We start from the raw sequence: 26,794 nt of genomic DNA on the forward strand, positions 1-26,794 counted from the left end.
TTCACTCTCTCTCCATGTTCAGCGGGAAATGACAGGCGTACAGGTGGCTTTTCGCCCCCGTGAGACGCGGCGTCTCAATGCATTTACGCTGAGCGTAGGGACAACGAGGCCCCAGACGACAGCCAATAGGCAACGACTCCAGCAGGGGAATGGCACCCGGCAAGGTATTCAGACGGCTTTTATGCGGCATCGCGCTACCGAAATCCGGTATCGCGCGGATCAGTGCCTGGGTGTACGGATGATGCGGTGTATTCACCAGATCTTCACTAACGGCAGTTTCGACCGTCTGCCCGCAATACATCACGTCAATTTTATCCGCCCATTTGCTCAGCATCTGCAGGTCATGGCTGATCAGCAAAATGGTGGTGTTATTGTTCTGATTAAGACGCGTCAGCAGGCGGAAAATTTGCGCCTGCGTGGTGGGCTCCATCGCGTTTGTGGGCTCATCGGCAATCAGCAGGCGCGGCTGGTTTGCCAGCGCGATGGCAATCATCACTTTTTGACATTCGCCGTCGGTCAGTTCGTACGGGAAGCTGCGCATCGCGTCTTTGTGATCTTTAATCCCGACACGGTGCAGTAGCTCAATGGCACGGCGCTTGCGCCAGCCAAAACGCTGCCACCAGCGTCCTTTATAGGTCCAGCCGGGGATGTTCTGCATCAGCTGTTTACCCACGCGTTCGGACGGGTCAAGACAGGATTGGGGCTCCTGGAAAATCATCGACACGTTATGCCCCACCAGCTTGCGGCGTTCCCGAGGGGAGAGGCGCAGCAGGTCGATATCATCAAAGCGCATGCGGTCAGCGGTGACGCGCCAGTTGTCCTTCGCCACGCCGCAGATGGCTTTGGCGATCAAGCTCTTACCGGAGCCAGACTCTCCCACCAGCCCGCGGATTTCGCCTTCAGCAAGCGTGATGCTGATGCGGTCCACGGCCTTCACCCAGCCTTCACCGGTCTTGAATTCGATTGTCAGGTTGCGGATATCAAGTAACGGCATTATTCCACCCCCGCATTAATCGCACGGCGAATGCCGTCGCCCAGCAGGTTGACCAGCAGTACGCTCACCATAATGGCCGCCCCTGGCAGCATGACCGTCCAGGGGGCGACATAGATAAGCTCGAGGGCATCGCCGAGCATTGCACCCCATTCAGGGGAGGGCAGTTGCGCCCCCAGATCGAGGAAACCCAGCGCGGCGATGTCCAGGATAGCCATCGACAGGGCGCGGGTGATCTCTGTGACAAGTCCGGCAGCAATGTTCGGCAATACGGCAAACCACAAAATATTAAACGTCGTCGCGCCGTCCAGACGGGCCGCGACAACGTACTCTTTTTCCAGCTCGTCATGCACCAGGCTGTATACCGAGCGAACCAGGCGCGGCAGGATCGCCAGCCAGACGGCAAACATCGCGTGTGACAGATGTGGCCCCGCGAACGCCACGACGATAATGGCAAGCAGCAAAGACGGAATAGAGAGCAGGGTATCCAGAATGTGGTTCAGCACCGCCGAACGCAGGCCGTGAGTGGAGCCTGCAAAAATGCCCAGCGCCAGGCCGCAGATCGTGGCCGCAAGCGTCACCACAAACGCACCGCCCACCGTCGGGGCCGCGCCGCTGAGAAGACGGCTTAACACGTCACGTCCAAGATCGTCAGTCCCGAGGAAGAAGGAGACTTCACCATAGCGGGACCACGAAGGCGGCAAAAGCTGATAGCCAAGGAACTGCTGATCGATGCCATAGGGTGCAAACCACGAACCCAATACGCACAGCAAGGCCAGGCCGGCACAGCCGTAAAGGCCGATCATAGCCGTGGTGTCACCATAGAATTTACGCCACACGGTACGTAGCGCACCGGGCGTGCGCTTTTCACTGTATACGCTATCGTAAGGCATACCATTCCTTATGCTTCAGAGGGTTGGCCATGGCACCCAAAATATCGGAAAGAACGTTAACAATAATCACCAGTGAGCCAATCACCATCACACCGGCGGAGATCGCCGCGTAATCCTGCTGGCGAATGGCGTTGATCATCCAGCGCCCCAGACCCGGCCAGCTAAAGACCATCTCCGTGATCATCGCCAGCGTGAGCATGGTTGAGAATTGTAATCCCAGGCGGGGAATAACCGGCGGCAGCGCATTGTGCAGCACATGGCGACGCAGAATAGTCAGACGCGACAGCCCGCGCGTGGCGGCCGCTTTGACGTAGTTTTGATCGAACACCTCAATGGTGCTGATGCGCATAAGGCGGATCACTTCGGTGGTAGGCGCAACGGCTAAAGTCAGAACCGGCAGCACCATATGGCGCAGCGCACTCACGATCATCTCATCGCGCCAGACCGAATCCGAAAGCCATGCATCGATGATGGCAAAACCGCTCACCGTTTTAACCGTATAAAGCAGGTCGAATCGCCCGGAAACCGGCAGCCAGCCCAGCGTCAGAGAGAAGAAGAGGGTGAGCAGCAGCGCCAGCCAAAATACCGGGATTGAGAAGCCGAGCAGGGCAATGGCGCTGATAAATTTATCCTGCCATTTATTGCGATAAATGCCCGCCAGCATCCCCACGGGAATGCCCACCATCAAAGCAAAGCCAAAGGCCAGGATGCACAGCTCCATGGTTGCCGGGAAAACCTCTTTCAACTGTTCTGAAATCAGCTGACCGTTGATGCTGGAAACCCCGAAGTCCCAGTGTAGTACGCCGTTAAACCAGAACAGCCACGCATCCCACAGTGACGATCCCTGAAGCGGGGCGTGGGGCGTGAAATAGCTCAGGCTAAAGCCCACGAAGGTCAAAAAGAACAGCGTCACCAACAGCAACAGCAGACGGCGCAAGGTAAATATGATCATGGTTTCTTCACTTCTTGCTCTTTTTCACGGGTGACCCCTGCGAAGGAGGCGTTGCCAAACGGACTCAGCACCAGCCCTTTAATATCGTAGCGGTAGGCCTGCAAACGCAGGGATGAGGCCAGCGGGAGCACCGGGAGTTCCCGCGCCAGAATATCCTGAGCTTCGTCGTAGGCTTCAATACGCGACGCAAGCTGTTGTGAGGCCAGCGCTTTTTGTAACACGGCGTCAAATTCCCGATGACACCAGTGCGCGTAGTTGGTCTGCGAGTTAATCGCGGCGCAGCTGAGCAACGGGCGGAAGAAGCTGTCCGGGTCGTTACTGTCGGTCGACCAGCCCGCCAGCGTCAAATCATGGTTCATATCCATCAGGCGAGCCTCCTGGAAACGACCTTCGACAGGGACGATGATCACTTTAACGCCCACCTGCGCCATATCGGCCTGCAACAGCTCTGCCGTTTTGAGCGGGCTTGGGTTCCACGCCTGTGAACTGGTTGGCACCCAGAGTTGCAGCGTCAGGTTTTCCGCTCCCAAAGCCTTGAGCTGTTCGCGCGCTTTCGCCGGATTGTATTCCGTAATTTTAGCTTCACCGTCGTAGGCCCAGGAGGCTCTCGGTAAAATAGACGCCGCCGTTTCTGCGGTACCGTAGTAAATCGACTGCATCAGACGCTGGTTATTGATCGCTAACGCCAGCGCGTGGCGAACGGCGGGATTATTCAGCGGCGGTTTATCGGTGTTAAACGCCAGATAGGCAATGTTCATCCCGGGACGCAATGTCAGGCGCAGACGCGGATCGTCACGCAGAATGGTCAACTGGCTGGCCGCAGGCCAGGCGAGCACGTCGCACTCACCGGTTAACAGCTTTGAAAGACGTCCCGTACCGCCAGAGCCAAGATCGACAACCACCTGGGGCATCAGCGGCGTGCCGCGCCAGAAATGTTCGTGACGCTGCAGGCGAATAAACTGCCCGGCACGATACTCTGCCAGCTGGAACGGGCCCGTGCCGACAGGCTGGCGGTCGAGCAGTTCCTGGCGATCTTTTTTCGTCAACGCAGCCGCGTATTCTGCCGACATCACTGACGCATAGTGTGTTGCCAGATGCCAGAGGAAAGAGGCATCCGGGCGAACCAGCCGGAACTCCACCGTCCGGTTATCCAGCTTGCGCACGCTTTTGACGGTATCGGCAAACTGCAGACTGTCGAAATAGGGGAAGTTTCCGCCGTTAACGTTATGCCACGGATGGTGACGGTCAAAGATGCGCTGGAAGGTAAACACCACGTCATCCGCGTTCAGTTTGCGGGTAGGCGTAAACCATGGCGTGCGCTGGAAGTCGACATCATCGCGGAGATGGAAACGATAGGTGGCACCGTTATCCAGCACTTCCCAGCTGTCAGCAAGCTCTGGCACCAGGCGATAGGTATAAGGATCAACATCAAGCAGACGATCGTACAGCTGCGCGGCCAGCGTATCGACAATCAGGCCGCTACCCGCTTTTTGCGGGTTAAAGGTATCAACTTGCCCGCTGACGCAATAGACAAATCCGCTATCGCGAATATCAGGGAGCGCAGATCGCTCAGGTGCAGCAACAGCCAGGTTGCTGAACAGACCGAGTGCCAACAGGGACGATAAAACCAGACGCATAATTTTTAAGGTTTTTAGGTTCGATCTGCAAAGTGTATCGCACTTACACCTGCTTCGTAAAAATGTCTGCAGATAAGTGCTGATAATGTCAGCGCATTTGATGCTTTTTGAGCAATGCCCTTAATTGATGGTAGGTCAGACCCAGCAAATCAGCCGCCTGTTTCTGGTTATATTTCGCCAACTGGAGGCTCTGTTCCAGTAACTGCTGTTCCTGCTTATGCTGAAACTGACGCAAATCGAGCGGCAGAGACGGCACGTCAGCGTTGTTGACTGGCACAACAGCGGCCGGCGCGTCGCGCTTAAACGGGTCGAGAATAATGTTGTCCAGTTCCGTTTCGCTGCTGCCGTGGCGATAAACCGAACGCTCTACCACGTTTTTCAGTTCACGAATATTCCCCGGCCAGGGGTAGCCGAGCAGGGTTTCTGTGGCGTAGTCGCTGAAGCCGGGGAAAAGAGGCAGACCCAGCTCACGGCACATCTGGATGGCAAACTGCTCTGCGAGCAGCATGATGTCGCTGCGCCTTTCACGCAGCGGCGGCAGGTGTACGACGTCAAACGCCAGCCTGTCGAGCAGGTCTGCGCGGAATTTATCCTCAGCGACCATTTCCGGCAGATTGGCGTTGGTTGCGCAGACCAGACGCACGTTAACCTGCAGCGGCTGGCTTCCGCCGACGCGCTCCAGCTCGCCATACTCAATGACGCGCAGCAGCTTTTCCTGAACCAGCATTGGGGCTGTTGCCAGTTCATCGAGGAACAGTGTGCCGCCATCTGCGCGCTCGAACCGCCCAGGGTGGCGTTTTTGGGCGCCGGTAAACGCCCCCGCTTCATGACCAAAGAGTTCGGTGTCGAGCAGATTCTCATTCAACGCCGCGCAGTTGAGGGAAATAAATGGCCCATCCCAGCGCCCTGATAAATAGTGGAGACGGTTGGCTATCAGTTCCTTACCCGTACCGCGCTCACCGACGATCAGCACCGGTTTATTGAGAGGCGCCAGGCGCGAAACCTGTTCAAGAACTTCAAGAAAACTATTCGCTTCACCCAGTAAGTTGTCTTTGTATCCACTCATGATGAAATTAACCACTCCTTAGTGATATTCACCAGGTGAGGATAGTGCCATAATGTACAAATATCAATCACATCTAATAATATCAATGAGATAAAAAGTTGGCACGAGATTTGTATTATCTCTGTAGCAGGGCATCGCCCGATAACAGAAATATGAGGATTTGATTATGGGTATTTTTTCTCGTTTTGCCGACATCGTGAACGCCAACATCAATTCACTGCTTGAGAAAGCGGAAGATCCGCAGAAGCTGGTGCGTCTGATGATTCAGGAAATGGAAGACACGCTGGTTGAAGTGCGTTCCACCTCCGCTCGTGCGCTGGCTGAGAAAAAGCAGCTCACGCGTCGCATTGAGCAGGCGACCACCCAGCTCAACGAATGGCAGGAAAAAGCCGAACTGGCGTTACGTAAAGACAAAGAAGACCTCGCTCGTGCCGCGCTGATTGAAAAACAGAAGTTGTCAGATGTTGTCACCGCGCTCGAACACGAAGTGACGCTGGTTGATGACACGCTCTCTCGTATGAAGAAAGAGATCGGCGAGCTTGAGAATAAACTCAGCGAAACCCGCGCACGTCAACAGGCGCTGACGCTTCGCCACCAGGCAGCAAGCTCTTCCCGTGACGTTCGCCGTCAGCTGGACAGCGGTAAGCTGGACGAAGCGATGGCCCGTTTCGAGTCCTTCGAACGCCGTATCGACCACATGGAAGCGGAAGCGGAAAGTCACAGTATTGGTAAGCAGAAGACGCTGGATCAGCAGTTTGCCGATTTGAAAGCCGACGACGAAATCAGCGAGCAGCTGGCGGCGTTGAAAGCCAAAATGAAGCAAGACAACCAGTAATAATTCGTGCGGCACCTGAGCGTGCCGCATCATAAACAAGGAGTACACATGAGCGCGCTTTTTCTGGCAATTCCCCTGACCATTTTCGTGCTGTTCGTTCTGCCGATTTGGTTATGGCTGCACTACAGTAACCGTTCTTCGCGTGGGGAGCTTTCTCAGAGTGAGCAGCAACGTCTCGTGCAGCTTACCGATCAGGCGAATAAAATGCGCGATCGCATTCAGGCGCTGGAAGCTATCCTGGATGCAGAACATCCGAACTGGAGGGAGCGTTAATGTCTGGACTGAACCTGAACAAAAAATTGTGGCGCATCCCGCAGCAGGGCATGGTACGCGGCGTTTGTGCTGGATTGGCCCATTATCTCGATGTACCGGTGAAGCTGGTGCGTGTGGTAACGGTATTATCGATTTTCTTTGGTCTGGCTTTTATTACCCTGGTGGCCTATATCGTGCTGTCGTTTGTGCTCGACCCGATGCCTGACGGTGAACTGGCAGCGGAAGGCGCACCGACCAGCAGCGATCTGCTCAACGCTGTTGATGATCGGCTGGCTGAAGGGGAGAAGCGGCTGCGGGAAATGGAGCGCTATATCACCTCTGATACCTTTACGCTGAGAAGTCGTTTTCGTCAGCTTTAAGAGAGAACATTCATGAAACAAAACTGGCAACAGGCCGGTCAGAAGGTAAAACCCGGCCTGAAAATCGCAGGTAAACTGGTCCTGCTGACGGCGTTGCGTTACGGTCCGGCCGGCGTGGCGGGCTGGGCGATAAAATCTGTTGCCCGTAAACCGGTCAGAATGCTGCTTGCCGTGGCGCTGGAACCCCTGCTGCAAAAACTGGCAAAACGCGTTTCTCGCCGTTACTTTTCCTGACCCTTCCTGATTGCGTTAGCCCTTTCTCCCCGGAGAGAAGGGCTAGCGACTCGATTCTCCTCTTCCTCTTTTTTTTTGCTGTAGCTCACATTAATGCTCCGCGCTGCTTTTTGAAGGCGATTTTATGCTCCCTGGTCCGTTGACAGATATTTTTCAGGGGAGTAGATTGCAATCCGTGGGACCGCTACCATGGAAAATAAAGTGAACGCAAAAATTAATAAACTCATTGATCTTGTTTACGGGGAAACATTTACTGATAAACACCGAAAGGTGTTATTGGAAAAAATCGGTAATGCCGCTTCTCTTATTAAGGAAAAACGTAAATCTGGCTGGGATGAAAAAGATGTCGTCCTCATTACCTATGCCGATCAGTTTTCGGCGGCAGGGGAGAAAGCGCTGCCGGTGTTTACCCGTTTTTATAATAAGTGGCTTTCTCACGCCTTTTCTCATGTCCATCTTCTTCCTTTTTATCCATGGTCCTCTGACGATGGTTTTTCCGTTATCGATTATCATGAAGTGGCACCGGAAACCGGAACCTGGAGTGATATCGCTGAATTAAAACGGTCGACCAGCCTGATGTTTGATTACGTATGCAATCATATGTCGGCAAAAAGCCAATGGTTTGCCAACTATCTACGGCAAACGCCCGGCTATGAAGATTTCTTTATCTCTGTCGATCCGGAAACAGACTTATCCGCCGTGACGCGCCCGCGAGCGTTACCGCTTCTGACGCCTTTTACGCTTCATGACGGCAGCGTTCGCCATCTATGGACCACCTTTAGCGAAGACCAGATCGATCTGAACTTTGCTTCGCCGAACGTGTTAATTGCGATGGTGGATGTACTGCTTCATTACCTGATGGAAGGGGCGAGTTATATCCGTCTCGATGCCGTGGGCTTTATGTGGAAAATCCCTGGAACGCATTGTATCCATCTGGAACAAACCCACCAGCTCATCCAGCTCTTCCGTGCGATTACCGAGGCTGTGGCACCGGGAACGATCATCATCACCGAAACAAACGTTCCGCACAAAGACAACATTTCCTATTTCGGCAACGGTGAAAATGAAGCGCAGATGGTGTATCAGTTCTCTTTACCGCCGCTGGTGCTGCATGCCATCCATCGTCAGGATGTCCGTACCCTGAGCCAGTGGGCCTCATCGCTGGAGCTCCCATCCACGAAAACCACCTGGTTCAATTTTTTAGCTTCGCATGATGGTATCGGCCTGAATCCGTTACGCGGGATTTTACCTGAATCCGACATCCTTTCGCTGGTGGAGAAACTTCAGCAGGAAGGGGCTCTGGTCAACTGGAAAAATAACCCTGACGGAACGCGAAGCCCTTATGAAATTAATGTTACCTACCTGGATGCATTAAGCCCAAAAAACGCTGCTGATGATGAACGTATTGCACGCTTTATTCTGGCGCATGCGGTCCTGTTGAGTTTCCCTGGCGTGCCTGCCATATATATTCAAAGTGCGTTGGGCTCACGTAATGATTATGAAGGCGTTGAGCGACTCGGATATAACCGTGCAATCAATCGCAAAAAATACGTTGCCAGTGAGATTGATTTCGAACTTTCAAACAAAACAGGCATCCGCCATCAAATATTTAAACAGCTAAGCGAATTAATTGCGATTCGCAAAGCAGAGCAGGTATTTCACCCGGGCAGCGATGCAATTTTCGAAACATACGGTGAACATATTTTTAAAATTATACGCGTGGCCGAAAACGGTGAGCGAATTACGGCGTTATTTAACTTTAGCCAACATATTCAGACCGTGAATTGTGACGGCGTATCCGGTTCGGAACTTATTTCTAAACTGAATATTAGCGGTACCACTCTGACCCTCAATCCATGGCAGGTGATGTGGATTAAAGAAAACTAAAAAGGACCTTAAAAATGAAGATGCCCAAAATTGTGCTGATCTCAGCACTGGTTTCGTGCGCCCTCGTATCAGGATGTAAGGACGACAAGCCATCGAACGTCACCATTGAATTTATGCATTCGTCGGTGGAGCAGGAACGTCAGGCCGTCATTACGAAACTGATTGAGAAATTCGAAAAGGAAAACCCAACCATCACGGTGAAACAGGTGCCGGTGGAAGAGGATGCCTATAACACCAAGGTCATCACTCTGGCCCGCACCGGCGCATTGCCGGAAGTGATCGAAGTCAGCCATGACTACGCAAAAGTGATGGACAAAGAGCAGCTACTGGATCGGGACGCGATCGGTGAAGCGATTAAAGCCGTCGGTGAAGACACCTTCTACGACGGCATTCTTCGCGTAGTTCGTACTGAAGACGGTACGGCGTGGACCGGCGTGCCTGTCAGTGCCTGGCTGTCCGGCGTCTGGTACCACAAAGACATCCTGGCGGCTGCGGGCATTGAAGAACCGCACAACTGGGAGCAGCTGCTGCAGGCCAGTCAGAAACTTAACGATCCGGGCAAGAAACACTACGGCATTGCGCTGCCAACGGCAGAAAGCGTGATGACGGAACAGGCATTCTCCCAGTTCGCTCTTTCGGGTGGCGCAAACGTCTTTGATGCGAAAGGTGACGTGGAGATTGATACGCCAGAGATGACGAATGCGCTGGCCTTTTATAAAGCGCTGGCGGCAACCACCATGCCCGGGTCAAACGATGTCATGGAGATCAAAGACGCCTTTATGAACGGTTCCGCGCCGATGGCCGTTTACTCCACCTACATCCTTCCGGCGGTCTACAAAGAGGGCAATCCCGCGAACCTGGGCTTTGTGGTCCCGACTGAAAAATCCTCTGCGGTCTACGGCATGATCACATCACTGACGATCACCACAGGCCAAACCGATGAGGAAACCAAAGCGGCAGAGAAATTTGTCACCTGGATGGAGCAGGCTCAGAACGCGACAGACTGGGTCATGATGTCGCCCGGCGCGGCGTTGCCCGTGAACAAACGGGTTGTGGGCACTGAAACCTGGAAAAACAACGATGTGATTAAAGCGTTTGGGCAACTGCCTTACGAGCTGATCGCGCAGTTCCCGAACGTGCAGGTGTTTGGTGCCGTGGGTGACAAAAACTTCACCCGCATGGGCGATGTCACCGGTTCCGGCATTATCAGTTCTATGGTGCATAACGTCACGGTAGGCCAACAAGACCTCAGTGCAACGTTAAGCAACAGCCAGAAGCGACTGACTGCCCTGATTTCACAACGATAGGAGCGCTTTGCGAAGGGAATTATGAAGACGTTGTTTTCTGGTCGTTCAGATATGCCTTTCGCCATGCTGCTGTTGGCCCCCAGCCTGATTTTGCTGGGGGGCCTCGTGGCCTGGCCGATGATTTCCAACATTGAAATCAGTTTCTTACGCTTGCCGCTCAATCCGCGCATCGATGCCGTGTTTGTTGGGCTTGATAACTACATCCGTATTCTGAGCGATGCTGCGTTCTGGCACTCGCTGTGGATGACGTTTTGGTACACCGCGCAGGTCGTCATGGGCAGTACGGGCCTTGGGCTGGCCGTCGCCATCTTCTTTAACCGTGAATTTCGCCTGCGCAAAACGGCCCGTTCACTGGTGATTTTATCTTACGTCACGCCATCAATTTCGCTGGTGTTTGCCTGGAAGTACATGTTCAACAACGGCTACGGCATTGTGAACTATCTGGGCGTTGACCTGCTGCATCTGTATGACCAGGCACCGCTGTGGTTTGACAACCCCGGCAGCAGTTTTGTGCTGGTGGTGCTGTTCGCCATCTGGCGCTATTTCCCCTATGCGTTCATCTCGTTCCTGGCCATTTTGCAGACCATTGATAAGTCGTTATATGAAGCGGCTGAGATGGATGGCGCGAATGCCTGGCAGCGTTTTCGCATTGTCACGCTGCCCGCGATTATGCCGGTTCTGGCAACGGTGGTTACGCTGCGAACCATCTGGATGTTCTACATGTTTGCGGATGTCTATCTGCTGACAACGAAGGTCGATATTTTGGGCGTCTATCTCTATAAAACGGCCTTTGCCTTCAACGACCTGGGTAAAGCCGCCGCTATTTCCGTGGTGCTGTTCGTGATCATCTTCGCCGTCATTCTGCTGACCAGAAAAAGGGTAAACCTCAATGGCAACAAATAAACGCGTGCTGGGCCGTATCGGTTTTTATCTGGGGCTGGCGGTGTTCCTCATCATCACGCTGTTCCCGTTCTTCGTGATGCTGATGACGTCGTTTAAAAGCGCCAAAGAGGCGATCTCGCTGCATCCGACGATTCTGCCGCAGGAGTGGACGTTACAGCATTACGTCGACATCTTTAACCCACTGATTTTCCCGTTTGTGGACTACTTCCGCAACAGCATGGTGGTGTCGCTGACCTCATCAGTGATTGCGGTGTTTCTCGGTACATTGGGTGCCTACGCCTTGTCCAAACTGCGTTTTAAAGGACGCGCGACGATCAATGCGAGTTTTTACACCGTCTACATGTTCTCCGGGATTTTATTGGTGGTGCCGCTGTTCAAAATTATCACCGCACTCGGGATCTACGATACCGAACTGGCGCTGATTATCACCATGGTGACCCAGACGTTACCGACCGCGGTGTTCATGCTCCGCAGCTATTTCGACACCATCCCGGACGAAATCGAAGAAGCCGCGATGATGGACGGCCTTAACCGTCTGCAAATCATCTTCCGCATCACCGTGCCGCTGGCAATTTCCGGTCTGGTGTCGGTGTTTGTCTACTGCTTCATGGTGGCGTGGAACGACTATCTGTTTGCCTCTATTTTCCTGTCCAGCGCCAGTAATTTCACCCTGCCGGTAGGACTCAACACCCTGTTTAGCACGCCAGATTACATCTGGGGTCGCATGATGGCGGCATCGCTGGTCACGGCACTGCCTGTGGTCATCATGTACGCGCTGTCTGAACGTTTTATTAAAAGTGGTTTGACCGCCGGTGGCGTGAAGGGCTGAGGCGGCCAATTTTAACAAGGAGTCAGTCATGAAAAAGTTAGTTGCGACAGCGCCCCGCGTGGCGGCGCTGGTGGAATATGAAGATCGTCCTGTTGCCGTTCACGAAGTGAAGATCCGCGCGCGCTTTGGTGCCCCGAAACACGGTACCGAAGTGGTGGATTTCCGCGCGGCAAGCCCGTTTATCGATGAAGAGTTCAACGCCGAGTGGCAGATGTTCACGCCGCGTGAAGAGGGCGCGGCCCGCGGTATTGAGTTCGGTAAATTCCAGCTGGGAAACATGATCGTCGGCGACATCATCGAATGCGGGGCTGACGTGACGGAATACCAGATCGGCGACAGCGTCTGCTGCTACGGTCCATTGCAGGAAACGGTCATCGTTAACGCGGTTAACAACTACAAGCTGCGCAAAATGCCGCAGGGGTCGTCCTGGAAAAATGCCGTTTGCTACGATCCGGCGCAATTTGCCATGAGCGGCGTGCGGGATGCCAATGTCCGTGTAGGTGATTTTGTGGTTGTTGTCGGGCTGGGGGCGATTGGTCAGATCGCGATTCAGCTGGCGAAGAAAGCCGGCGCGTCAGTGGTCATCGGTGTCGATCCTATTGAACATCGCTGTGAGATTGCTCGCCGTCATGGCGCGGACCACTGCCTGAACCCAATCGGTACTGATGTCGGTCTTGAAATTAAAAAACTGACCGGTAAGCAGGGTGCGGATGTGATCATCGAAACCAGTGGTTTTGCCGATGCGCTGCAATCTGCACTGCGCGGTCTCGCTTACGGCGGAACGATCTCCTACGTGGCCTTCGCCAAACCCTTTGCAGCAGGATTCAACCTTGGTCGTGAAGCGCATTTCAACAATGCGAAAATTGTCTTCTCCCGCGCCTGCAGTGAACCCAATCCGGATTACCCGCGCTGGAGCCGCAAGCGTATTGAAGAGACCTGCTGGGAATTGCTGATGAACGGTTATCTCAATTGCGAGGATCTGATCGACCCGGTAGTCACCTTTACCACCAGCGCTGAAAGCTACATGAAATATGTCGATCGGCACCCTGAGCTGAGCATCAAAATGGGCGTCACTTTTTAAGCTAAGGAGAGCAAGCAATGAAGATCGCAACACAAAATCAGGCCTTTTTCCCGACCAATATCATGGAAAAATTCAAGTACATCAAAGCGATGGGGTTTGATGGCTACGAAATCGATGGCCGACTGCTGGTAGACAACCTCGATGAGGTCAAAGCGGCAATCAAAGCGACAGGTCTGCCGGTGACGACGGCCTGCGGCGGATACGACGGCTGGATCGGTGACTTTATCGAAGAGCGCCGTCTAAACGGTTTACAGCAGATTGAACGTATTCTGGAAGCGCTGGCAGAAGTGGGCGGAAAGGGCATTATCGTCCCTGCGGCCTGGGGCATGTTTACCTTCCGTCTGCCGCCGATGACCTCTCCACGCAGCCTGGACGGTGACCGCAAAGCAGTCAGCGCCTCCCTGCGCTGGCTGGATGAAGTAGCCGCACGTACCGGGACGACGGTATACCTGGAGCCGCTGAACCGCTATCAGGACCATATGATCAACACCCTGGCGGATGCGCGTCGTTACATCGAAGAGAATGCGCTCAAGCACGTGCAGATCATCGGTGATTTCTATCATATGAACATCGAAGAAGACTCGCTAACGGATGCGCTGCATCGGAACCGCGATCTGCTGGGGCATGTTCACATTGCGGATAACCACCGCTACCAGCCGGGCAGCGGCAGCCTCGATTTTCCCAGCCTGTTCGATCGGCTGCGTGCTGACGATTATCAGGGCTACGTGGTCTATGAGTGCCGCGTTCGCGCTGACAATCCTGCACAGGCTTATCAGGATTCGCTCACCTATTTGCGTGAATGCTAAGGATGACATGCGTGATGAGTGCTTCAACACCTTCGCCTCTGCGCGTCGCCATCATTGGCGCCGGACAGGTCGCGGACAAAGTTCATGCCTCGTATTACGCCACGCGCGGTGATGTTCAGATGGTGGCTGTCATGGACAGCCGCCCTGAACAGGCGCAGGCGTTTGCGGAACGTCATGGGATCCCGTCTGCCTGGCAGGACGTGCGAGCCATGCTGGAGACGGTCAGACCGGATGCGGTGAGCGTTTGTTCGCCTAACCGGTTTCACTTTGAGCATGTTATGGCCGCCCTCGACGCCGGATGCCATGTCATGTGTGAAAAGCCGCCCGCCATGACCCCGCTGCAGGCCGAACAGATGCGTACCGCTGCGCGTAAGGCGGGAAAAGTGCTGGCGTATGATTTTCACCACCGGTTTGCACGCGATACGCAATTGCTGCGTGAGGCCGTGTTGAATGGCGTCCTGGGCGAGATCTACTTCACGACGGCGCAGGCGCTGCGTCGATGTGGCGTGCCGGGCTGGGGCGTCTTTACCAATAAATCGCTGCAGGGCGGCGGACCGTTGATCGATATCGGCATTCATATGCTGGATGCCGCCATGTATGTACTGGGGTTCCCGGCGGTAAAACGGGTCACGGCGCACAGCTTCCAGCGGCTGGGAAACAGGAAAAACAGTGGCCAGTTTGGTGAGTGGGATCCGGCTCAGTTTACGGTCGAAGACGCGCTATTCGGCACGATTGAATTCTGCAACGGCGGCATCCTGCGCCTGGATACCTCGTTTGCCCTGAATATTCGCGAGCAGTCGATCGTGAATGTCTCATTTTGCGGAGAAAAGGCCGGGGCAACGCTGTTTCCGGCACACATTTACACTGACGAGGCCGGGGTATTACAGACACTCACGCAGCGCGAAGAGGCTGACGACCAACGCCATTTGCGCAGTATGGACGCCTTTGTTCGTCACGTGCAGGGAGAGCCGGTCATGATTGCTGATGCGGAGCAGGGGCTGGTTATCCAGCAGCTTGTAGCCGCGCTTTATGAATCAGCAGAAACAGGGGAAAGCGTGACGTTATGCTGAACGTGTCTGTATTAACCGACCCGGGCTTTTGTCCACACAGCCTGAACAAATTCGCTTCTGTTATGGCCTGCGGCAATGGCTATATGGGCATTCGCGCTGCGCATGAGGAAGACTATACCCAGCAAACCAGAGGAATGTATCTGGCGGGGCTGTATCATCGTGCAGGTCGGAACGAAACCACAGAACTGATCAACCTGCCGGATATTACCGGTATCGAGGTTGAACTGGACGGTGTGAATTTTACTCTTCTGTCAGGGGATATCCTGAGCTGGCAGCGCGAGCTGGACTTTGCCAACGGCGAACTGCGTCGCACGGTTCTCTGGCGCGCGCCCGATGGGAAGCGCTATCGTCTGGATAGCCGTCGCTTTGTGTCACTCGCTCAGCTGCCGCTGGTGGCAATGCAACTGTCGATCACGCCGCTGGATGCTGCATCCCAGGTGGTGTTGAAAACAGGTATTGATGCGACCCAAACCAACAGCGGCAGACAGCATCTGGATGAAGTTTCTGTCAGAGTCTTTGACCAGCATTACCTGCAGGGTGTCTATGAAACCCAGGATCGCGCTGCGGAGGTGGTGATCTCCACAAGCTGCCGCCTGTCGTCGGACAGCAGCGACAGCTGCTTTAGCGCGAAAAATCGCCGCGTCATGGCACACCACTCGCTGACGCTTCCTGCCGGTGACACTGTCACGCTTGAAAAACTGGTGTGGATCACTCACCGCAAGGACAAAACGCTCTCGCAGGAAACCTATGCGCGTAATGCGCTGGCCGATCTCAAAGTATGTGCCGCAAAAGGGTATGCATCGCTGCTGGAGAACTCCGCGCGTGCCTGGGAGAATGTCTGGCGTGACGCGCGGGTTGACGTGACATCCACGGACAAACAGGATCAGATGGCGCTTGATTATGCCGTCTGGCATCTGACAACCATGACGCCAGCGCATGACGAGCGAAGCAGTATCGCTGCCAAAGGCTTGACCGGAGAAGGGTACAAAGGCCACATCTTCTGGGATACCGAAATTTTCTTGCTGCCTTTCCATCTTTTCACCCGTCCACAGATTGCCCGCAACCTGCTGCGCTATCGCTGGCTTAACCTCGCCGGAGCACGTGAAAAAGCGCGTCGTAACGGTTGGCCAGGCGCGCTGTTCCCGTGGGAAAGCGCCGCGAGCGGTCAGGAAGAGACGCCGGAATTTGCGGCAATCAACATTCGCACGGGGACACGTCAGAAAGTGGCCTCTGCACTGGCCGAACACCACATTGTGGCAGACATCGCGTGGGCCGTTGTTGCTTACTGGCAGGCGACACGGGATGACGCCTTTATGCGCAACGAAGGTTTGACGTTACTGATGGAGACGGCAACGTTCTGGATGGGACGTGCCGTCGAAGCCAACGGTCGTCTGGAAATCCATGATGTGATCGGGCCGGATGAATACACCGAACACGTTAACAACAACGCTTACACCAATTATCTGGCCTGGCATAACGTCTCCTGTGCCCGCCAGTTTATGACGATGTTTGGTCGTGACGATGCCGCTTTCCTGGCGAATGCCACCCGTTTTCTGACGCGTTTATGGCTTCCGGAAGCAAATGCCGAAGGTGTCCTTCCTCAGGATGATACCTTCATGGCGAAACCGGCTATCGATCTGAGCCGCTACAAAGCAAAAGCGGGTAAACAGACCATTTTGCTTGATTACTCTCGCGCTGAAGTGAATGAGATGCAGATCCTCAAACAGGCCGATGTGGTGATGCTCAACTACCTGCTGCCGGAAAGGTTTAGCCCACAACAGTGCGCTGCCAACCTGGCTTTCTACGAGCCACGCACCATACATGACTCTTCGCTGAGCAAGGCCATTCACGGAATTGTGACAGCGCGCTGCGGCGACACTGAAGGGGCATACGTCTTATGGCGTGACGGTGTCGCCATCGACCTGGGTGACGATCCGCACAGCAGCGATGATGGTATTCACGCCGCCGCGACCGGCGCCATCTGGTCGGGGGTGATTCAGGGTTTTGCCGGGTTGCAGATTGTGGAAGGGGAACTTCACCTCGCGCCGAAACTGCCTGCCCACTGGCGAAAACTGAGCTTCCCGCTGCGGTGGCGAAACGCGCAAATGCGTTTCTCCTTTGAAGATGATGTATTGACCGTCGAATCCTCTGCTCCCGTCACGTTATCGCTGTGGGGTAAAACCCTTAACGTCTCGGGGCTGCAGACCTTCGCACGTAAGGATTTTCTCACGTCCATTACTGGGACCGCTACCAAGGAGGGGCGCTATGACGCTTAACGCTGTTGTATTTGATCTGGATGGCGTGATCACCGATACCGCACACCTGCATTTCCTGGCCTGGCATAGCGTGGCACAGGAGATTGGCATCACCATCGACGAGGCGTTCAACGAGCAGCTAAAGGGCATTAGCCGCATGGATTCCCTGCATCTGATCCTTCAACACGGCGGAAAAGCGGGAACGTTTGACGACAAGCAGCGCCTCGCGCTTGCCGGGAAGAAAAACGAAATCTATGTCCAGTCCCTGGCCTCGCTGACGCAAGCGTCACTGCTCCCGGGTATCCGCGATGTGCTGGCGGATATTCGCGCGGCGAATGTCAAAATTGGGCTGGCCTCCGTTTCCCTCAACGCTCCCGGCATTTTACAGGCGTTGGGCATTCATAAGGCTTTTGATTTTTGCGCTGATGCGTCTCGGATTACCTGCTCAAAACCTGACCCGGAGATTTTCCTCGCTGCCTGCGCAGGGCTGCATGTCCGCCCGGAAGAGACCATCGGTATTGAAGATGCGGCGGCGGGCGTTGAAGCGATCAATGCGGCAGGGATGTTGTCGGTTGGGATTGGACCTGGCCTGGACCATGCGGAATTACAACTTCATTCAACGCGGGAACTGACCTGGAAATGCCTGACGGATTTCTGGGCGTCCCGGACGGCATTGATAAGGAATTAATAATGGCTCAACTCTCTCTGAAACACATTCAGAAAATCTACGATAACCAGGTCCACGTGGTGAAGGATTTCAACCTCGAAATTGAGGACAAGGAGTTCATCGTCTTCGTCGGGCCATCAGGCTGCGGTAAATCGACGACGCTGCGCATGATCGCTGGACTGGAAGAAATCAGCGCCGGTGAACTGGTGATAGACGGCGTCTGCATGAACGATGTCCCCGCCAAGTCTCGCGACATCGCGATGGTTTTCCAGAACTATGCGCTCTATCCGCATATGACGGTCTACGACAACATGGCGTTTGGCCTGAAGATGCAAAAAATCGCGCCTGCGGTTATCGAAGAGCGCGTTAACTGGGCGGCTCAAATCCTGGGTTTACGTGAGTATCTCAAGCGTAAACCTGGCGCGTTGTCCGGCGGCCAGCGGCAGCGTGTGGCATTAGGCAGGGCGATCGTGCGTGAAGCCGGTGTCTTCCTGATGGATGAACCGCTCTCTAACCTCGACGCCAAGCTTCGCGTGCAGATGCGTGCTGAAATCAGCAAGTTGCACCAGAAACTCAATACCACGATGATTTACGTGACCCACGATCAGACGGAAGCGATGACGATGGCCACACGCATCGTGATTTTGAAGGACGGCTTTATTCAGCAGGTGGGGGCACCGAAGCAGGTGTATAACGAGCCCGCGAATATGTTTGTCGCCGGGTTCATTGGTTCACCCGCGATGAACTTTATTCGCGGGGCGTTAGACGACCGTTATTTCGTGACGGAAACGCTGCGTCTGGAAATCCCGAAAGAGAAGCTTGCGGCACTGAATGCCGCGGGCTATCAGCGTAAAGCCGTGGTGTTTGGGATCCGACCGGAAGATATTCTGACGCTTCAGCGCCAGGGGGAAGATATTGCCGCGAAAGTGAGCGTGGCCGAGTTGACGGGTGCGGAGTTTATGCTTTATGCCGCCGTCGGCGGGCATGAACTGGTTGTTCGGGCGGGTGCGGCCAATGACTACGTTGCCGGAGACACTATCGGCATCCAGTTTGATATGAATAAGTGCCATTTCTTCGACGCGGATACCGAAGCGGCTATTAGATAAGAAAGGTGTTTGCCGGAAATGCAAATTTCCGGTTTTTTTGTTTGTTAATTATAAAGGAATATTTTAATGAGTACTCTACTAAGAAGTGCTGCGCTCGTGCTGTGCGCAGCGGTTAGCTGCGCGCAAGCCGAAGAAACAGCAAAACACTGGACGTTTAATATCGGTGCAATGTATGAAATTGAAAACGTAGAAGGTCAGGGCGACGATAAAGATGGTTTATATGAACCCTCCGTCTGGTTTAACGCCACCTGGGATGCGTGGACAATTTCGATGGCGATGTATCAGGAAGGGCCGGTGGATTACAGCAGCATGACGCGCGGAACCTATTTCGACCGTCCTGAATTTGAATTGCGCTATCGCTTTATTGGCACGGATGATTTCACACTCGGCCTGACGGGTGGTTTCCGTAATTATGGATACCACTTCAAGGATGAAAAGGGTGCGAAAGACGGCAGTGCTAATATGCAGCGCTATAAAATTCAGCCTGACTGGGATATTAGATTAACCGATGACTGGCGTTTTGGCGGCTGGTTTGCCATGTATCAGTTTGCTAATGACCTGGAGAAAACCGGATATTCTGACAGCCGTGTCGAAACCGAAACGGGCTTTACCTGGACCCTTAATGAAACCTTCGCGGCTAAAGTGAATTACTATTTAGAGCGCGGTTTCAATATGGACAGTTCCCGTAATAACGGTGAGTTTTCGACGCAGGAAATTCGAGCATATCTGCCCATTTCATTAGGCCAGACGACGCTAACACCCTATACCCGCCTTGGGCTCGATCGCTGGTCGAACTGGGACTGGCAGGACGATCCTGAGCGTGAAGGGCACGACTTCAACCGACTCGGTCTTCTCTACGCTTACGATTTCAACAATGGTTTATCCATGACGCTGGAATACGCCTATGAGTGGGAAAACCATGATGAAGGTGAAAGCGACCGCTTCCACTATGCGGGCGTTGGCGTGAATTACGCATTCTGATTGAGACAATACCAGGGGCTAACCGCCCCTGGTATTACCGTAGGGAGGCGGCAAGTGAAAAATGGGTATCAACCAGTACCTTTTGTGGTGCAGGGTGACCGGCGATACGCTTAAACAGCAGATCGCAACTCTCCTCGCCCAGCTTGCGGGTAGGAATATCAAAGCCACCGGGTGCGGGCGTGAGAATGAGTGACAGCATCGGATCGCTATACCCTGCAACCACAACCTGCTCTGGGATCATCAGGTTTAACTCATCCGCCGCGCGATAAAGACCAAGCAACTTCATGCTGTCAGTCGCAAATACCGCGTCAGGCGGCGTGGTTGAGGACAATAATTGAATGGCCGCAGTAAGCGCGCTCTCGTGGGTATACCCGCCATCGATGATCCAGTCAGGATTAATAGCAATGTTATTCTTTTCCAGACTGGCTTTATAGCCTGAAAGACGATCGATAGAAACATGATAATCAAGCGGCGCATGTAGGCAGGCAATTTTATGCCGTCCGTTCTTAATAAAATTATCTGTTAGCGTGGCGCTGTCATGAAAATTATCCGTGTCGACGGAGTAAATATTCGTAAAATCGCCCTCCACTTTACCGATGACGACTACCGGTACGCCATACGCATCCAGGGTAGTAAAAAAAGATTCATCGGCTGGTGAACTCAGCATAATGATCCCTTTAATCATTTTCTGTTTTATTTTGCTCACGCATTTTAGCAGGTCGTCTTCACTGCTTTTAGAGGTCTGCAAAATAACGTCAAAACCTTCTTCTTCAGCTTTTGCCGTAATGGTATGAAGAACATCAGAAAAGAAAGGGTTACCGGCAGTCGTTTTGGTTGAACGCGTTGAAATTACCATAATGGCGTCGAAGCCAGAAGAGGTCAGGGCGCGGGCAAGTTTGTTGGGCTGATAATTTAATTCGTCAATCGCCTTCAACACTTTGTCACGCGCTTCAGGGGAAATATTCGTTTGTTTATTCAGAACGCGCGACACGGTTGATTTTGAAACGCCAGCAACCCGGGCGATATCATAGATAGTGGGTGACATACACCTCTCACTCCAGACAAACAGCAATGCCGTTCATCTTACTGGAGAGAAAACGGCAATAGCAATAAATAAGAATTGATAATCAACGATCTGCCCCCATTTATTGTATTCTGAAGCCATGCATTTCAGGTTTCCACGCAATGAAGGACGGCGATGAAGCGACTTAAAAACGAACTCAACTCTCTGGTGAACCGCGGTGTCGATCGCCATCTGCGTCTGGCGGTGACGGGTCTCAGCCGCAGCGGCAAAACGGCGTTCATCACGGCGCTAGTGAACCAACTGCTGAATCTGCACGCCGGGGCACGCCTGCCGCTGCTAAGCGCGGTGCGCGAAGAGCGTTTGCTGGGCGTTAAGCGCGTGCCGCAGCGCGACTTCGGCATTCCGCGTTTTACCTATGATGAAGGGCTGGCACAGCTTTATGGCGACCCGCCGACATGGCCGACGCCGACGCGCGGCGTGAGTGAAATTCGCCTTGCGCTCCGTTTTCGCTCCAGTGAATCCCTCATGCGCCACTTCAAGGATACGTCGACGCTCTATCTGGAAATTGTGGATTACCCTGGTGAATGGCTGCTTGATTTGCCAATGCTGGCCCAGGATTATCTGACGTGGTCTCGCCAGATGACGGGATTATTGCAGGGGCAACGTTCCGGGTGGTCGGCAAAATGGCGACAGCTGTGCGAGGGGTTAGATCCCCTGGCCCCGGCGGATGAAAACCGGCTGGCAACGATTGCCGAGGCCTGGACGGCGTATTTGCATCAGTGCAAACAGGAAGGGCTGCATTTCATCCAGCCAGGCCGTTTTGTTCTGCCGGGCGACTTAGCGGGGGCACCCGCACTGCAGTTCTTCCCCTGGCCGGATGTGGATGCCTACGGGGAATCAAAGCTGGCGCAAGCGGACAAGCACACCAACGCCGGGATGCTGCGCGAGCGCTACAATTACTACTGCGAAAAAGTGGTTAAAGGTTTCTACAAAAATCATTTTTTACGTTTCGACCGCCAGATCGTGCTGGTGGACTGCCTCCAGCCGCTCAACAGCGGGCCGCAGGCGTTTAATGATATGCGCCTCGCGCTGACGCAGCTGATGCAAAGTTTTCATTATGGACAGCGCACGCTGTTCCGCCGTCTGTTCTCGCCGGTGATCGATAAACTGCTCTTTGCCGCCACCAAGGCCGACCACGTGACGGTCGATCAGCATGCCAATTTGGTTTCGCTGCTGCAGCAGCTGGTGCAGGATGCCTGGCAGAACGCTGCGTTTGAAGGGATCGGTATGGACTGCCTCGGGCTGGCGTCGGTGCAGGCGACACAGAGCGGGTTGATTGACGTTAATGGCGAAAAAATCCCGGCACTGCGGGGCAACCGTCTCAGCGACGGCGAACCGTTGACCGTCTATCCGGGGGAAGTACCGGCTCGTCTGCCGGGGCAGGCATTTTGGCAAAATCAGGGCTTCCAGTTCGAAGCCTTCCGGCCACAAACCCTGAGCGTCGATCGGCCGTTACCGCACATTCGTCTGGATGCGGCTCTGGAATTTTTGATTGGAGATAAATTGCGATGACGGAACCGTTAAAACCGCGCATTGACTTTACCGGGACGCTTGAGAAAGAGCATCAGGAGGCGTTTAAAACGGCGCAAACCTTTAACGGCGTGCAGGCTGATAACTTTGCTCCAGTGCTGACTGAAGAGCCCAGCGTCGAGGACGGCCCGGCTGAAGCGGTGGTTGAAGCGGCCTTACATCCCAAACGCAGCCTGTGGCGGAAGATGGTCACTGCCGGACTGGCGTTATTTGGGGTAAGCGTGGTGGGCCAGGGCGTTCAGTGGACGATCAACGCCTGGCAAACCCAGGACTGGGTTGCGCTGGGGGGATGTGCTGCGGGGGCGCTGATTGTGGGGGCAGGTGTCGGGTCGGTTGCTACCGAGTGGCGGCGTCTGTGGCGTTTGCGACAGCGCGCGCACGAGCGAGATATCGCCCGGGACCTGCTTCACAGCCACGGTACGGGGAAGGGCCGGGACTTTTGTGAAAAACTGGCCGCACAGGCCGGGATAGACAAGTCGCACCCGGCGCTTCAGCGCTGGTATGCCGCCATTCATGAAACTCAGAACGATCGTGAAGTGGTGACGCTTTATTCCCACCTGGTGCAGCCGGTGCTGGATGCGCAGGCGCGACGCGAAATCAGCCGTTCGGCGGCGGAGTCCACGCTGATGATTGCCGTCAGCCCGCTGGCGCTGGTGGATATGGCATTTATCGCCTGGCGTAACCTGCGTTTGATTAACCGTATCGCAAATCTGTACGGCATCGAACTGGGTTATTACAGCCGTCTGCGCCTGTTCAAGCTGGTGCTGCTGAATATCGCGTTTGCCGGTGCCAGCGAGCTGGTTCGTGAAGTGGGGATGGACTGGATGTCACAGGATCTGGCGGCGCGTCTGTCCGCACGTGCTGCTCAGGGGATTGGTGCGGGGTTGCTGACTGCCCGTTTGGGTATCAAAGCGATGGAAGTGTGCCGTCCGCTGCCCTGGATCGATGGTGACAAACCCCGTCTGGGCGATTTCCGCCGTGAGCTCATTGGCCAGCTGAAAGAAACGCTCAATAAAAAGCCGACATCGTAAAGGCGTTGCTGACTATTCGTGCAGGCTGTCAATATTTGTTGACAGCCACCTTCCAGAATACCGTGAACTGACATATCATTTTAGCGTTAATGGCTAAGAACGGTGAATTTCCCATGCGTCTGGAAGTCTTTTGTGAGGACCGTCTCGGTCTGACCCGCGAGTTACTCGATCTTCTTGTTTTACGTAGCATTGATTTACGTGGCATTGAGATCGATCCTGTCGGGCGAATTTACCTCAATTTTGCCGAAATTGAATTCAACACCTTCAGTAGCCTGATGGCGGAAATCCGCCGTATCGCTGGCGTTACGGATGTCCGTACCATTCCCTGGATGCCGTCAGAGCGAGAGCACCTGGCGCTGAGCGCGCTGCTGGAAGCCATGCCTGAACCTTTCTTGTCCCTCGACCTGAAAAGTAAAGTCGAGCGCGTGAACCTGGCGAGCTGCCAGCTTTTTGCGCAGAGCCAGGAGAAACTCAGCACTCATCACGCTACGCAGCTGATCCCCGGCTTTAACTTCCAGCGCTGGCTGGACAGCAACCCGCAGAACACCCATAGCGAACATGTTGTTATTAACGGGCAAAATTTCCTGATGGAGATCACGCCGGTCTACCTGAAAGGGGAAAACGACGGTCGTGTTCTGACGGGGGCCGTGATCATGCTGCGTTCCACCGTCCGTATGGGACGCCAGCTGCAGAATATTTCCAGCCAGGACGTCGGCGCATTCAGCCAGATTATTGCCGTCAGCCCGAAAATGCGCCATGTGGTCGATCAGGCGCGTAAGCTTGCCAGTTTGACTGCACCCTTGCTGATTACGGGGGACACGGGAACCGGGAAAGATTTACTCGCGCATGCCGTACATATGGCCAGCCCGCGTGCGGCAAAACCTTACCTGGCGCTGAACTGCGCGTCGATCCCTGAAGATGCCGTTGAAAGTGAGCTGTTTGGCCATGCGCCGGAAGGGAAAAAAGGATTCTTCGAACAGGCCAACGGCGGTTCGGTCCTGCTGGACGAAATCGGCGAGATGTCTGCGTGCATGCAGGCTAAGCTGCTGCGTTTCCTGAACGACGGTACTTTCCGTCGCGTGGGTGAGGACCATGAAGTCCACGTCGACGTTCGCGTCATTTGCGCCACCCAGAAAAACCTGGTGGAGCTGGTGCAAAAAGGGGTGTTCAGGGAAGATCTCTATTATCGTCTGAACGTGCTGACGCTCAACATCCCGCCGCTGCGCGATTGTCCGCAAGACATCATCCCGCTGACGGAGCTGTTTGTGGCCCGGTTTGCGGATGAGCAGGGGGTGCCGCGTCCGAAGCTTTCTGCCGATCTGGGCACGGTGCTGACGCGCTACGGCTGGCCGGGGAATATTCGTCAGTTGAAAAACGCCGTGTATCGCGCGTTGACTCAGCTGGAAGGATACGAGCTGCGGCCTCAGGATATCCTGTTGCCGGATTACGATGCCGGGACGGTGTCGGTCGGTGAAGAGGCGATGGAAGGCTCGCTGGACGATATCACCAGTCGTTTTGAGCGCTCTGTGCTGACGCAGCTGTATCGTAGCTATCCAAGCACCCGCAAGCTGGCCAAGCGGCTTGGGGTGTCACATACCGCGATTGCGAATAAGCTGCGTGAGTATGGGCTGAACCATAAGAAAGGCGACGAATAAAAGCAAAAGCCTCCTGACGGAGGCTTTTGAATGTCCACTTACTCCTGCGCGATTGGGGTGGGAACGAGGTCTGGTTTTGTCTCACCCTGAATCGCCGCGATCCTGTTCTCTACCTCTTTCACCTGATCCTGGTTATGAAGCAGGGTATAGGTGAGATCGAACTGGGCACTTGCGCCGGGTTCCAGCTGCTTAACGCGTTTCTGCTCGCGTTCAATCGTGACCGGGTAGGCGTAGCTGGTACCGGGTTCAATACCCGTGACATAGCCTTGCTTTAGCGTGTCGGTATTTTTCCACAACGTCAGAACCGGCAGCTGGCGAGTATCAAACTGAATGGATGCCCCTTTATCACCCGCTTTGTTGACCACCGCAGCAAGCGTCTGGCGATCTTTGTCAGCCAGCGGCGTGATATTAAAGACCATCTCATCAAACCCTTTTGTCGGACCGGCATAGGTTTGCCAGCCGTTCAGACCCGCTTTGGCGTAATCGTTAAATGGACTCACGCTGGCGGCCGGAGCCAGGAAGCGAGCGCCTTCTTCAAGGATCGGCGTGCCAAAGTTGCTGTGGTAGATGATTTGATAGTCGTGCGGGTAGTCAGCATGGTTGGTCAGGACATCATGCAGGCTGAACTGGTTGCTGCCGGGAACATAGCGCAGTTCGGTCATCGTTTGCAGATCGGCTTTTTTGAAGGTGCTCTCTTTAATCAGACCGCGAACGCGGATTTCATGCGGTGCAGCATCAGCGATCTCAACTTCAACCTGAGATACCGGCGTATTTCCCGCCTTGCCGTGCAGCGTGTAAATCTGTCCGTCGGCTGTCACCGGGTGTCCTGTCCACTCATAGCCGCAGCGAACCATCATTTCGTTGAAACCTTCCAGCCATCCGAGTCCATTCCGACTTTCCAGATTGATAAATGCCGGGTTAACGACCTCTTTAACCGGAGAATCCCACCCCAGCTTTGACCCAAAACCCTCAACGCGCAGTAAATTCATTCCACGGGTTGGACTCAACGTTATTGTCAGGCCATTTTTACTGCTAATAACAATGATTTTGCTCCCTTCCTGCTTACCGCCGTGGAGAAGTTTTTGTTCAATGCTGAAGTTCGGCCCCTTAACGTTCAGCTGGTCGCTCGAAATTCGCCAGTTTCCTTTTTCCACACCGCTTTCAGCGCTTGTCAGCACCCATGTTTTTGCCGAGACATGACCTGAAATCAGTACTGCAACCACCGTCAACGCCAGTTTAATTTTCATCTTTATTCCTTTTTGCTGAAACGATTATTTTAATTCGTCAGCAAATCTAATCTTTCGAGGGGAGGGGAAATGTGATGCGGTTCACTGGTGAGAAAATAACGGCTATTTAACCCGT

General features: G+C 54.2%; 25 protein-coding genes. 18 read left to right on the forward strand and 7 right to left on the reverse strand.

All coding sequences use genetic code 11. The features are described 5' to 3' along the window. Nucleotide 1: 1 nt before the first annotated feature. From sapD to pspF, 5 genes are all read right to left on the reverse strand, one after another. Nucleotides 2–994 carry a putrescine export ABC transporter ATP-binding protein SapD gene (sapD, locus tag KK102_RS00540; protein ID WP_089600637.1) on the reverse strand — a complete coding sequence of 331 codons (993 nt, stop codon included), beginning with the start codon at nt 992–994 and terminating at the stop codon, nt 2–4. Further along, the gene (sapC, locus tag KK102_RS00545) at nt 994–1,884 is read right to left on the reverse strand and encodes a putrescine export ABC transporter permease SapC (protein WP_089600639.1); all 891 of its coding nucleotides are present in this window, start codon (nt 1,882–1,884) and stop codon (nt 994–996) included. Before sapC ends, sapD begins: the two co-directional genes overlap by 1 nt. Continuing rightward, nucleotides 1,871–2,836, reverse strand: coding sequence for a putrescine export ABC transporter permease SapB (gene sapB / locus KK102_RS00550; protein ID WP_126546359.1), 966 nt, complete (start codon nt 2,834–2,836; stop codon nt 1,871–1,873). Before sapB ends, sapC begins: the two co-directional genes overlap by 14 nt. Beyond that, complete coding sequence (sapA, locus tag KK102_RS00555) at nt 2,833–4,473, reverse strand: ABC transporter substrate-binding protein SapA (RefSeq protein ID WP_126546360.1); 1,641 nt, start codon at nt 4,471–4,473, stop codon at nt 2,833–2,835. Before sapA ends, sapB begins: the two co-directional genes overlap by 4 nt. A gap of 88 nt (nt 4,474–4,561) precedes the next feature. Then, nucleotides 4,562–5,539 (reverse strand): phage shock protein operon transcriptional activator, encoded by a 978-nt coding sequence (gene pspF / locus KK102_RS00560; protein ID WP_126546361.1) that lies wholly within the window; start codon nt 5,537–5,539, stop codon nt 4,562–4,564. A 166-nt stretch (nt 5,540–5,705) separates the two neighbouring features. Between pspF and pspA the strand changes: the two genes are divergently transcribed. From pspA to KK102_RS00635, 15 genes are all read left to right on the forward strand, one after another. Beyond that, on the forward strand, nt 5,706–6,374 hold the full coding sequence (gene pspA, locus KK102_RS00565) for a phage shock protein PspA (RefSeq protein WP_010431699.1): 669 nt from the start codon (nt 5,706–5,708) through the stop codon (nt 6,372–6,374). 48 nt (nt 6,375–6,422) lie between these two features. After that, nucleotides 6,423–6,647 (forward strand): envelope stress response membrane protein PspB, encoded by a 225-nt coding sequence (gene pspB / locus KK102_RS00570; protein ID WP_010431698.1) that lies wholly within the window; start codon nt 6,423–6,425, stop codon nt 6,645–6,647. After that, nucleotides 6,647–7,006, forward strand: a complete 360-nt coding sequence (gene pspC, locus KK102_RS00575; protein ID WP_216356680.1) for an envelope stress response membrane protein PspC — start codon at nt 6,647–6,649, stop codon at nt 7,004–7,006. The genes pspB and pspC overlap by 1 nt, the downstream gene beginning before the upstream one ends. A gap of 12 nt (nt 7,007–7,018) precedes the next feature. Next, complete coding sequence (gene pspD, locus KK102_RS00580) at nt 7,019–7,240, forward strand: phage shock protein PspD (protein ID WP_126546363.1); 222 nt, start codon at nt 7,019–7,021, stop codon at nt 7,238–7,240. A 189-nt stretch (nt 7,241–7,429) separates the two neighbouring features. Next, the gene (locus tag KK102_RS00585) at nt 7,430–9,127 is read left to right on the forward strand and encodes a sugar phosphorylase (RefSeq protein WP_126546364.1); all 1,698 of its coding nucleotides are present in this window, start codon (nt 7,430–7,432) and stop codon (nt 9,125–9,127) included. Nucleotides 9,128–9,141: 14 nt separating this feature from the next. Then, nucleotides 9,142–10,434, forward strand: coding sequence for an ABC transporter substrate-binding protein (locus KK102_RS00590; RefSeq protein WP_126546365.1), 1,293 nt, complete (start codon nt 9,142–9,144; stop codon nt 10,432–10,434). Between the two features lie 21 nt (nt 10,435–10,455). Further along, complete coding sequence (locus KK102_RS00595; RefSeq protein ID WP_216356681.1) at nt 10,456–11,337, forward strand: carbohydrate ABC transporter permease; 882 nt, start codon at nt 10,456–10,458, stop codon at nt 11,335–11,337. Continuing rightward, nucleotides 11,324–12,166 carry a carbohydrate ABC transporter permease gene (locus KK102_RS00600; RefSeq protein ID WP_216356682.1) on the forward strand — a complete coding sequence of 281 codons (843 nt, stop codon included), beginning with the start codon at nt 11,324–11,326 and terminating at the stop codon, nt 12,164–12,166. The genes KK102_RS00595 and KK102_RS00600 overlap by 14 nt, the downstream gene beginning before the upstream one ends. Before the next feature lie 28 nt (nt 12,167–12,194). After that, the gene (locus tag KK102_RS00605; RefSeq protein WP_216356683.1) at nt 12,195–13,247 is read left to right on the forward strand and encodes a D-guloside 3-dehydrogenase; all 1,053 of its coding nucleotides are present in this window, start codon (nt 12,195–12,197) and stop codon (nt 13,245–13,247) included. 17 nt (nt 13,248–13,264) lie between these two features. After that, a complete protein-coding gene (locus tag KK102_RS00610) occupies nt 13,265–14,053 on the forward strand; it encodes a 3-dehydro-D-guloside 4-epimerase (protein ID WP_216356684.1) in 789 nt (262 codons plus the stop codon). Nucleotides 14,054–14,064: 11 nt separating this feature from the next. After that, nucleotides 14,065–15,123 carry a D-glucoside 3-dehydrogenase gene (locus KK102_RS00615; protein ID WP_126546369.1) on the forward strand — a complete coding sequence of 353 codons (1,059 nt, stop codon included), beginning with the start codon at nt 14,065–14,067 and terminating at the stop codon, nt 15,121–15,123. Further along, the gene (locus tag KK102_RS00620) at nt 15,117–17,399 is read left to right on the forward strand and encodes a glycoside hydrolase family 65 protein (RefSeq protein ID WP_216356685.1); all 2,283 of its coding nucleotides are present in this window, start codon (nt 15,117–15,119) and stop codon (nt 17,397–17,399) included. Before KK102_RS00615 ends, KK102_RS00620 begins: the two co-directional genes overlap by 7 nt. Further along, a complete protein-coding gene (gene pgmB / locus KK102_RS00625; protein WP_216356686.1) occupies nt 17,389–18,066 on the forward strand; it encodes a beta-phosphoglucomutase in 678 nt (225 codons plus the stop codon). The genes KK102_RS00620 and pgmB overlap by 11 nt, the downstream gene beginning before the upstream one ends. A 2-nt stretch (nt 18,067–18,068) precedes the next feature. Further along, nucleotides 18,069–19,151: an ABC transporter ATP-binding protein gene (locus tag KK102_RS00630; RefSeq protein ID WP_216356687.1), complete on the forward strand. Its 1,083-nt coding sequence runs from the start codon at nt 18,069–18,071 to the stop codon at nt 19,149–19,151. A gap of 66 nt (nt 19,152–19,217) precedes the next feature. Beyond that, nucleotides 19,218–20,132 carry an OmpG family monomeric porin gene (locus tag KK102_RS00635; protein ID WP_216356688.1) on the forward strand — a complete coding sequence of 305 codons (915 nt, stop codon included), beginning with the start codon at nt 19,218–19,220 and terminating at the stop codon, nt 20,130–20,132. A gap of 34 nt (nt 20,133–20,166) precedes the next feature. Here KK102_RS00635 and KK102_RS00640 read toward each other — a convergent pair whose 3' ends face one another. After that, complete coding sequence (locus KK102_RS00640) at nt 20,167–21,177, reverse strand: LacI family DNA-binding transcriptional regulator (protein ID WP_174339661.1); 1,011 nt, start codon at nt 21,175–21,177, stop codon at nt 20,167–20,169. Between the two features lie 153 nt (nt 21,178–21,330). Between KK102_RS00640 and KK102_RS00645 the strand changes: the two genes are divergently transcribed. The 3 genes from KK102_RS00645 (at nt 21,331) to tyrR (ending at nt 25,432) form a co-directional block, all read left to right on the forward strand. After that, nucleotides 21,331–22,728 carry a YcjX family GTP-binding protein gene (locus KK102_RS00645; RefSeq protein ID WP_216356689.1) on the forward strand — a complete coding sequence of 466 codons (1,398 nt, stop codon included), beginning with the start codon at nt 21,331–21,333 and terminating at the stop codon, nt 22,726–22,728. Continuing rightward, complete coding sequence (locus KK102_RS00650) at nt 22,725–23,777, forward strand: YcjF family protein (protein ID WP_126546376.1); 1,053 nt, start codon at nt 22,725–22,727, stop codon at nt 23,775–23,777. The genes KK102_RS00645 and KK102_RS00650 overlap by 4 nt, the downstream gene beginning before the upstream one ends. Before the next feature lie 113 nt (nt 23,778–23,890). Then, nucleotides 23,891–25,432: a transcriptional regulator TyrR gene (tyrR, locus tag KK102_RS00655; protein ID WP_216356690.1), complete on the forward strand. Its 1,542-nt coding sequence runs from the start codon at nt 23,891–23,893 to the stop codon at nt 25,430–25,432. Nucleotides 25,433–25,470: 38 nt separating this feature from the next. Here tyrR and KK102_RS00660 read toward each other — a convergent pair whose 3' ends face one another. Continuing rightward, nucleotides 25,471–26,679 (reverse strand): aldose 1-epimerase family protein, encoded by a 1,209-nt coding sequence (locus KK102_RS00660; RefSeq protein ID WP_216356691.1) that lies wholly within the window; start codon nt 26,677–26,679, stop codon nt 25,471–25,473. Between the last annotated feature and the right edge of the window lie 115 nt (nt 26,680–26,794).

Origin of the sequence: Enterobacter quasimori, from assembly GCF_018597345.1 — a bacterium.
Classification (GTDB): Bacteria; Pseudomonadota; Gammaproteobacteria; order Enterobacterales; family Enterobacteriaceae; genus Enterobacter; species Enterobacter mori.

Excerpts from the sequence above, each read along its gene's own strand:
- sapD (WP_089600637.1), bottom strand. The coding sequence starts at position 994 with ATGCCGTTACTTGATATCCGCAACCTGACAATCGAATTCAAGACCGGT.
- sapC (WP_089600639.1), bottom strand. The coding sequence starts at position 1,884 with ATGCCTTACGATAGCGTATACAGTGAAAAGCGCACGCCCGGTGCGCTA.
- sapB (WP_126546359.1), bottom strand. The coding sequence starts at position 2,836 with ATGATCATATTTACCTTGCGCCGTCTGCTGTTGCTGTTGGTGACGCTG.
- sapA (WP_126546360.1), bottom strand. The coding sequence starts at position 4,473 with ATGCGTCTGGTTTTATCGTCCCTGTTGGCACTCGGTCTGTTCAGCAAC.
- pspF (WP_126546361.1), bottom strand. The coding sequence starts at position 5,539 with ATGAGTGGATACAAAGACAACTTACTGGGTGAAGCGAATAGTTTTCTT.
- pspA (WP_010431699.1), top strand. The coding sequence starts at position 5,706 with ATGGGTATTTTTTCTCGTTTTGCCGACATCGTGAACGCCAACATCAAT.
- pspB (WP_010431698.1), top strand. The coding sequence starts at position 6,423 with ATGAGCGCGCTTTTTCTGGCAATTCCCCTGACCATTTTCGTGCTGTTC.
- pspC (WP_216356680.1), top strand. The coding sequence starts at position 6,647 with ATGTCTGGACTGAACCTGAACAAAAAATTGTGGCGCATCCCGCAGCAG.
- pspD (WP_126546363.1), top strand. The coding sequence starts at position 7,019 with ATGAAACAAAACTGGCAACAGGCCGGTCAGAAGGTAAAACCCGGCCTG.
- KK102_RS00585 (WP_126546364.1), top strand. The coding sequence starts at position 7,430 with ATGGAAAATAAAGTGAACGCAAAAATTAATAAACTCATTGATCTTGTT.
- KK102_RS00590 (WP_126546365.1), top strand. The coding sequence starts at position 9,142 with ATGAAGATGCCCAAAATTGTGCTGATCTCAGCACTGGTTTCGTGCGCC.
- KK102_RS00595 (WP_216356681.1), top strand. The coding sequence starts at position 10,456 with ATGAAGACGTTGTTTTCTGGTCGTTCAGATATGCCTTTCGCCATGCTG.
- KK102_RS00600 (WP_216356682.1), top strand. The coding sequence starts at position 11,324 with ATGGCAACAAATAAACGCGTGCTGGGCCGTATCGGTTTTTATCTGGGG.
- KK102_RS00605 (WP_216356683.1), top strand. The coding sequence starts at position 12,195 with ATGAAAAAGTTAGTTGCGACAGCGCCCCGCGTGGCGGCGCTGGTGGAA.
- KK102_RS00610 (WP_216356684.1), top strand. The coding sequence starts at position 13,265 with ATGAAGATCGCAACACAAAATCAGGCCTTTTTCCCGACCAATATCATG.
- KK102_RS00620 (WP_216356685.1), top strand. The coding sequence starts at position 15,117 with ATGCTGAACGTGTCTGTATTAACCGACCCGGGCTTTTGTCCACACAGC.
- pgmB (WP_216356686.1), top strand. The coding sequence starts at position 17,389 with ATGACGCTTAACGCTGTTGTATTTGATCTGGATGGCGTGATCACCGAT.
- KK102_RS00630 (WP_216356687.1), top strand. The coding sequence starts at position 18,069 with ATGGCTCAACTCTCTCTGAAACACATTCAGAAAATCTACGATAACCAG.
- KK102_RS00635 (WP_216356688.1), top strand. The coding sequence starts at position 19,218 with ATGAGTACTCTACTAAGAAGTGCTGCGCTCGTGCTGTGCGCAGCGGTT.
- KK102_RS00640 (WP_174339661.1), bottom strand. The coding sequence starts at position 21,177 with ATGTCACCCACTATCTATGATATCGCCCGGGTTGCTGGCGTTTCAAAA.
- KK102_RS00645 (WP_216356689.1), top strand. The coding sequence starts at position 21,331 with ATGAAGCGACTTAAAAACGAACTCAACTCTCTGGTGAACCGCGGTGTC.
- KK102_RS00650 (WP_126546376.1), top strand. The coding sequence starts at position 22,725 with ATGACGGAACCGTTAAAACCGCGCATTGACTTTACCGGGACGCTTGAG.
- tyrR (WP_216356690.1), top strand. The coding sequence starts at position 23,891 with ATGCGTCTGGAAGTCTTTTGTGAGGACCGTCTCGGTCTGACCCGCGAG.
- KK102_RS00660 (WP_216356691.1), bottom strand. The coding sequence starts at position 26,679 with ATGAAAATTAAACTGGCGTTGACGGTGGTTGCAGTACTGATTTCAGGT.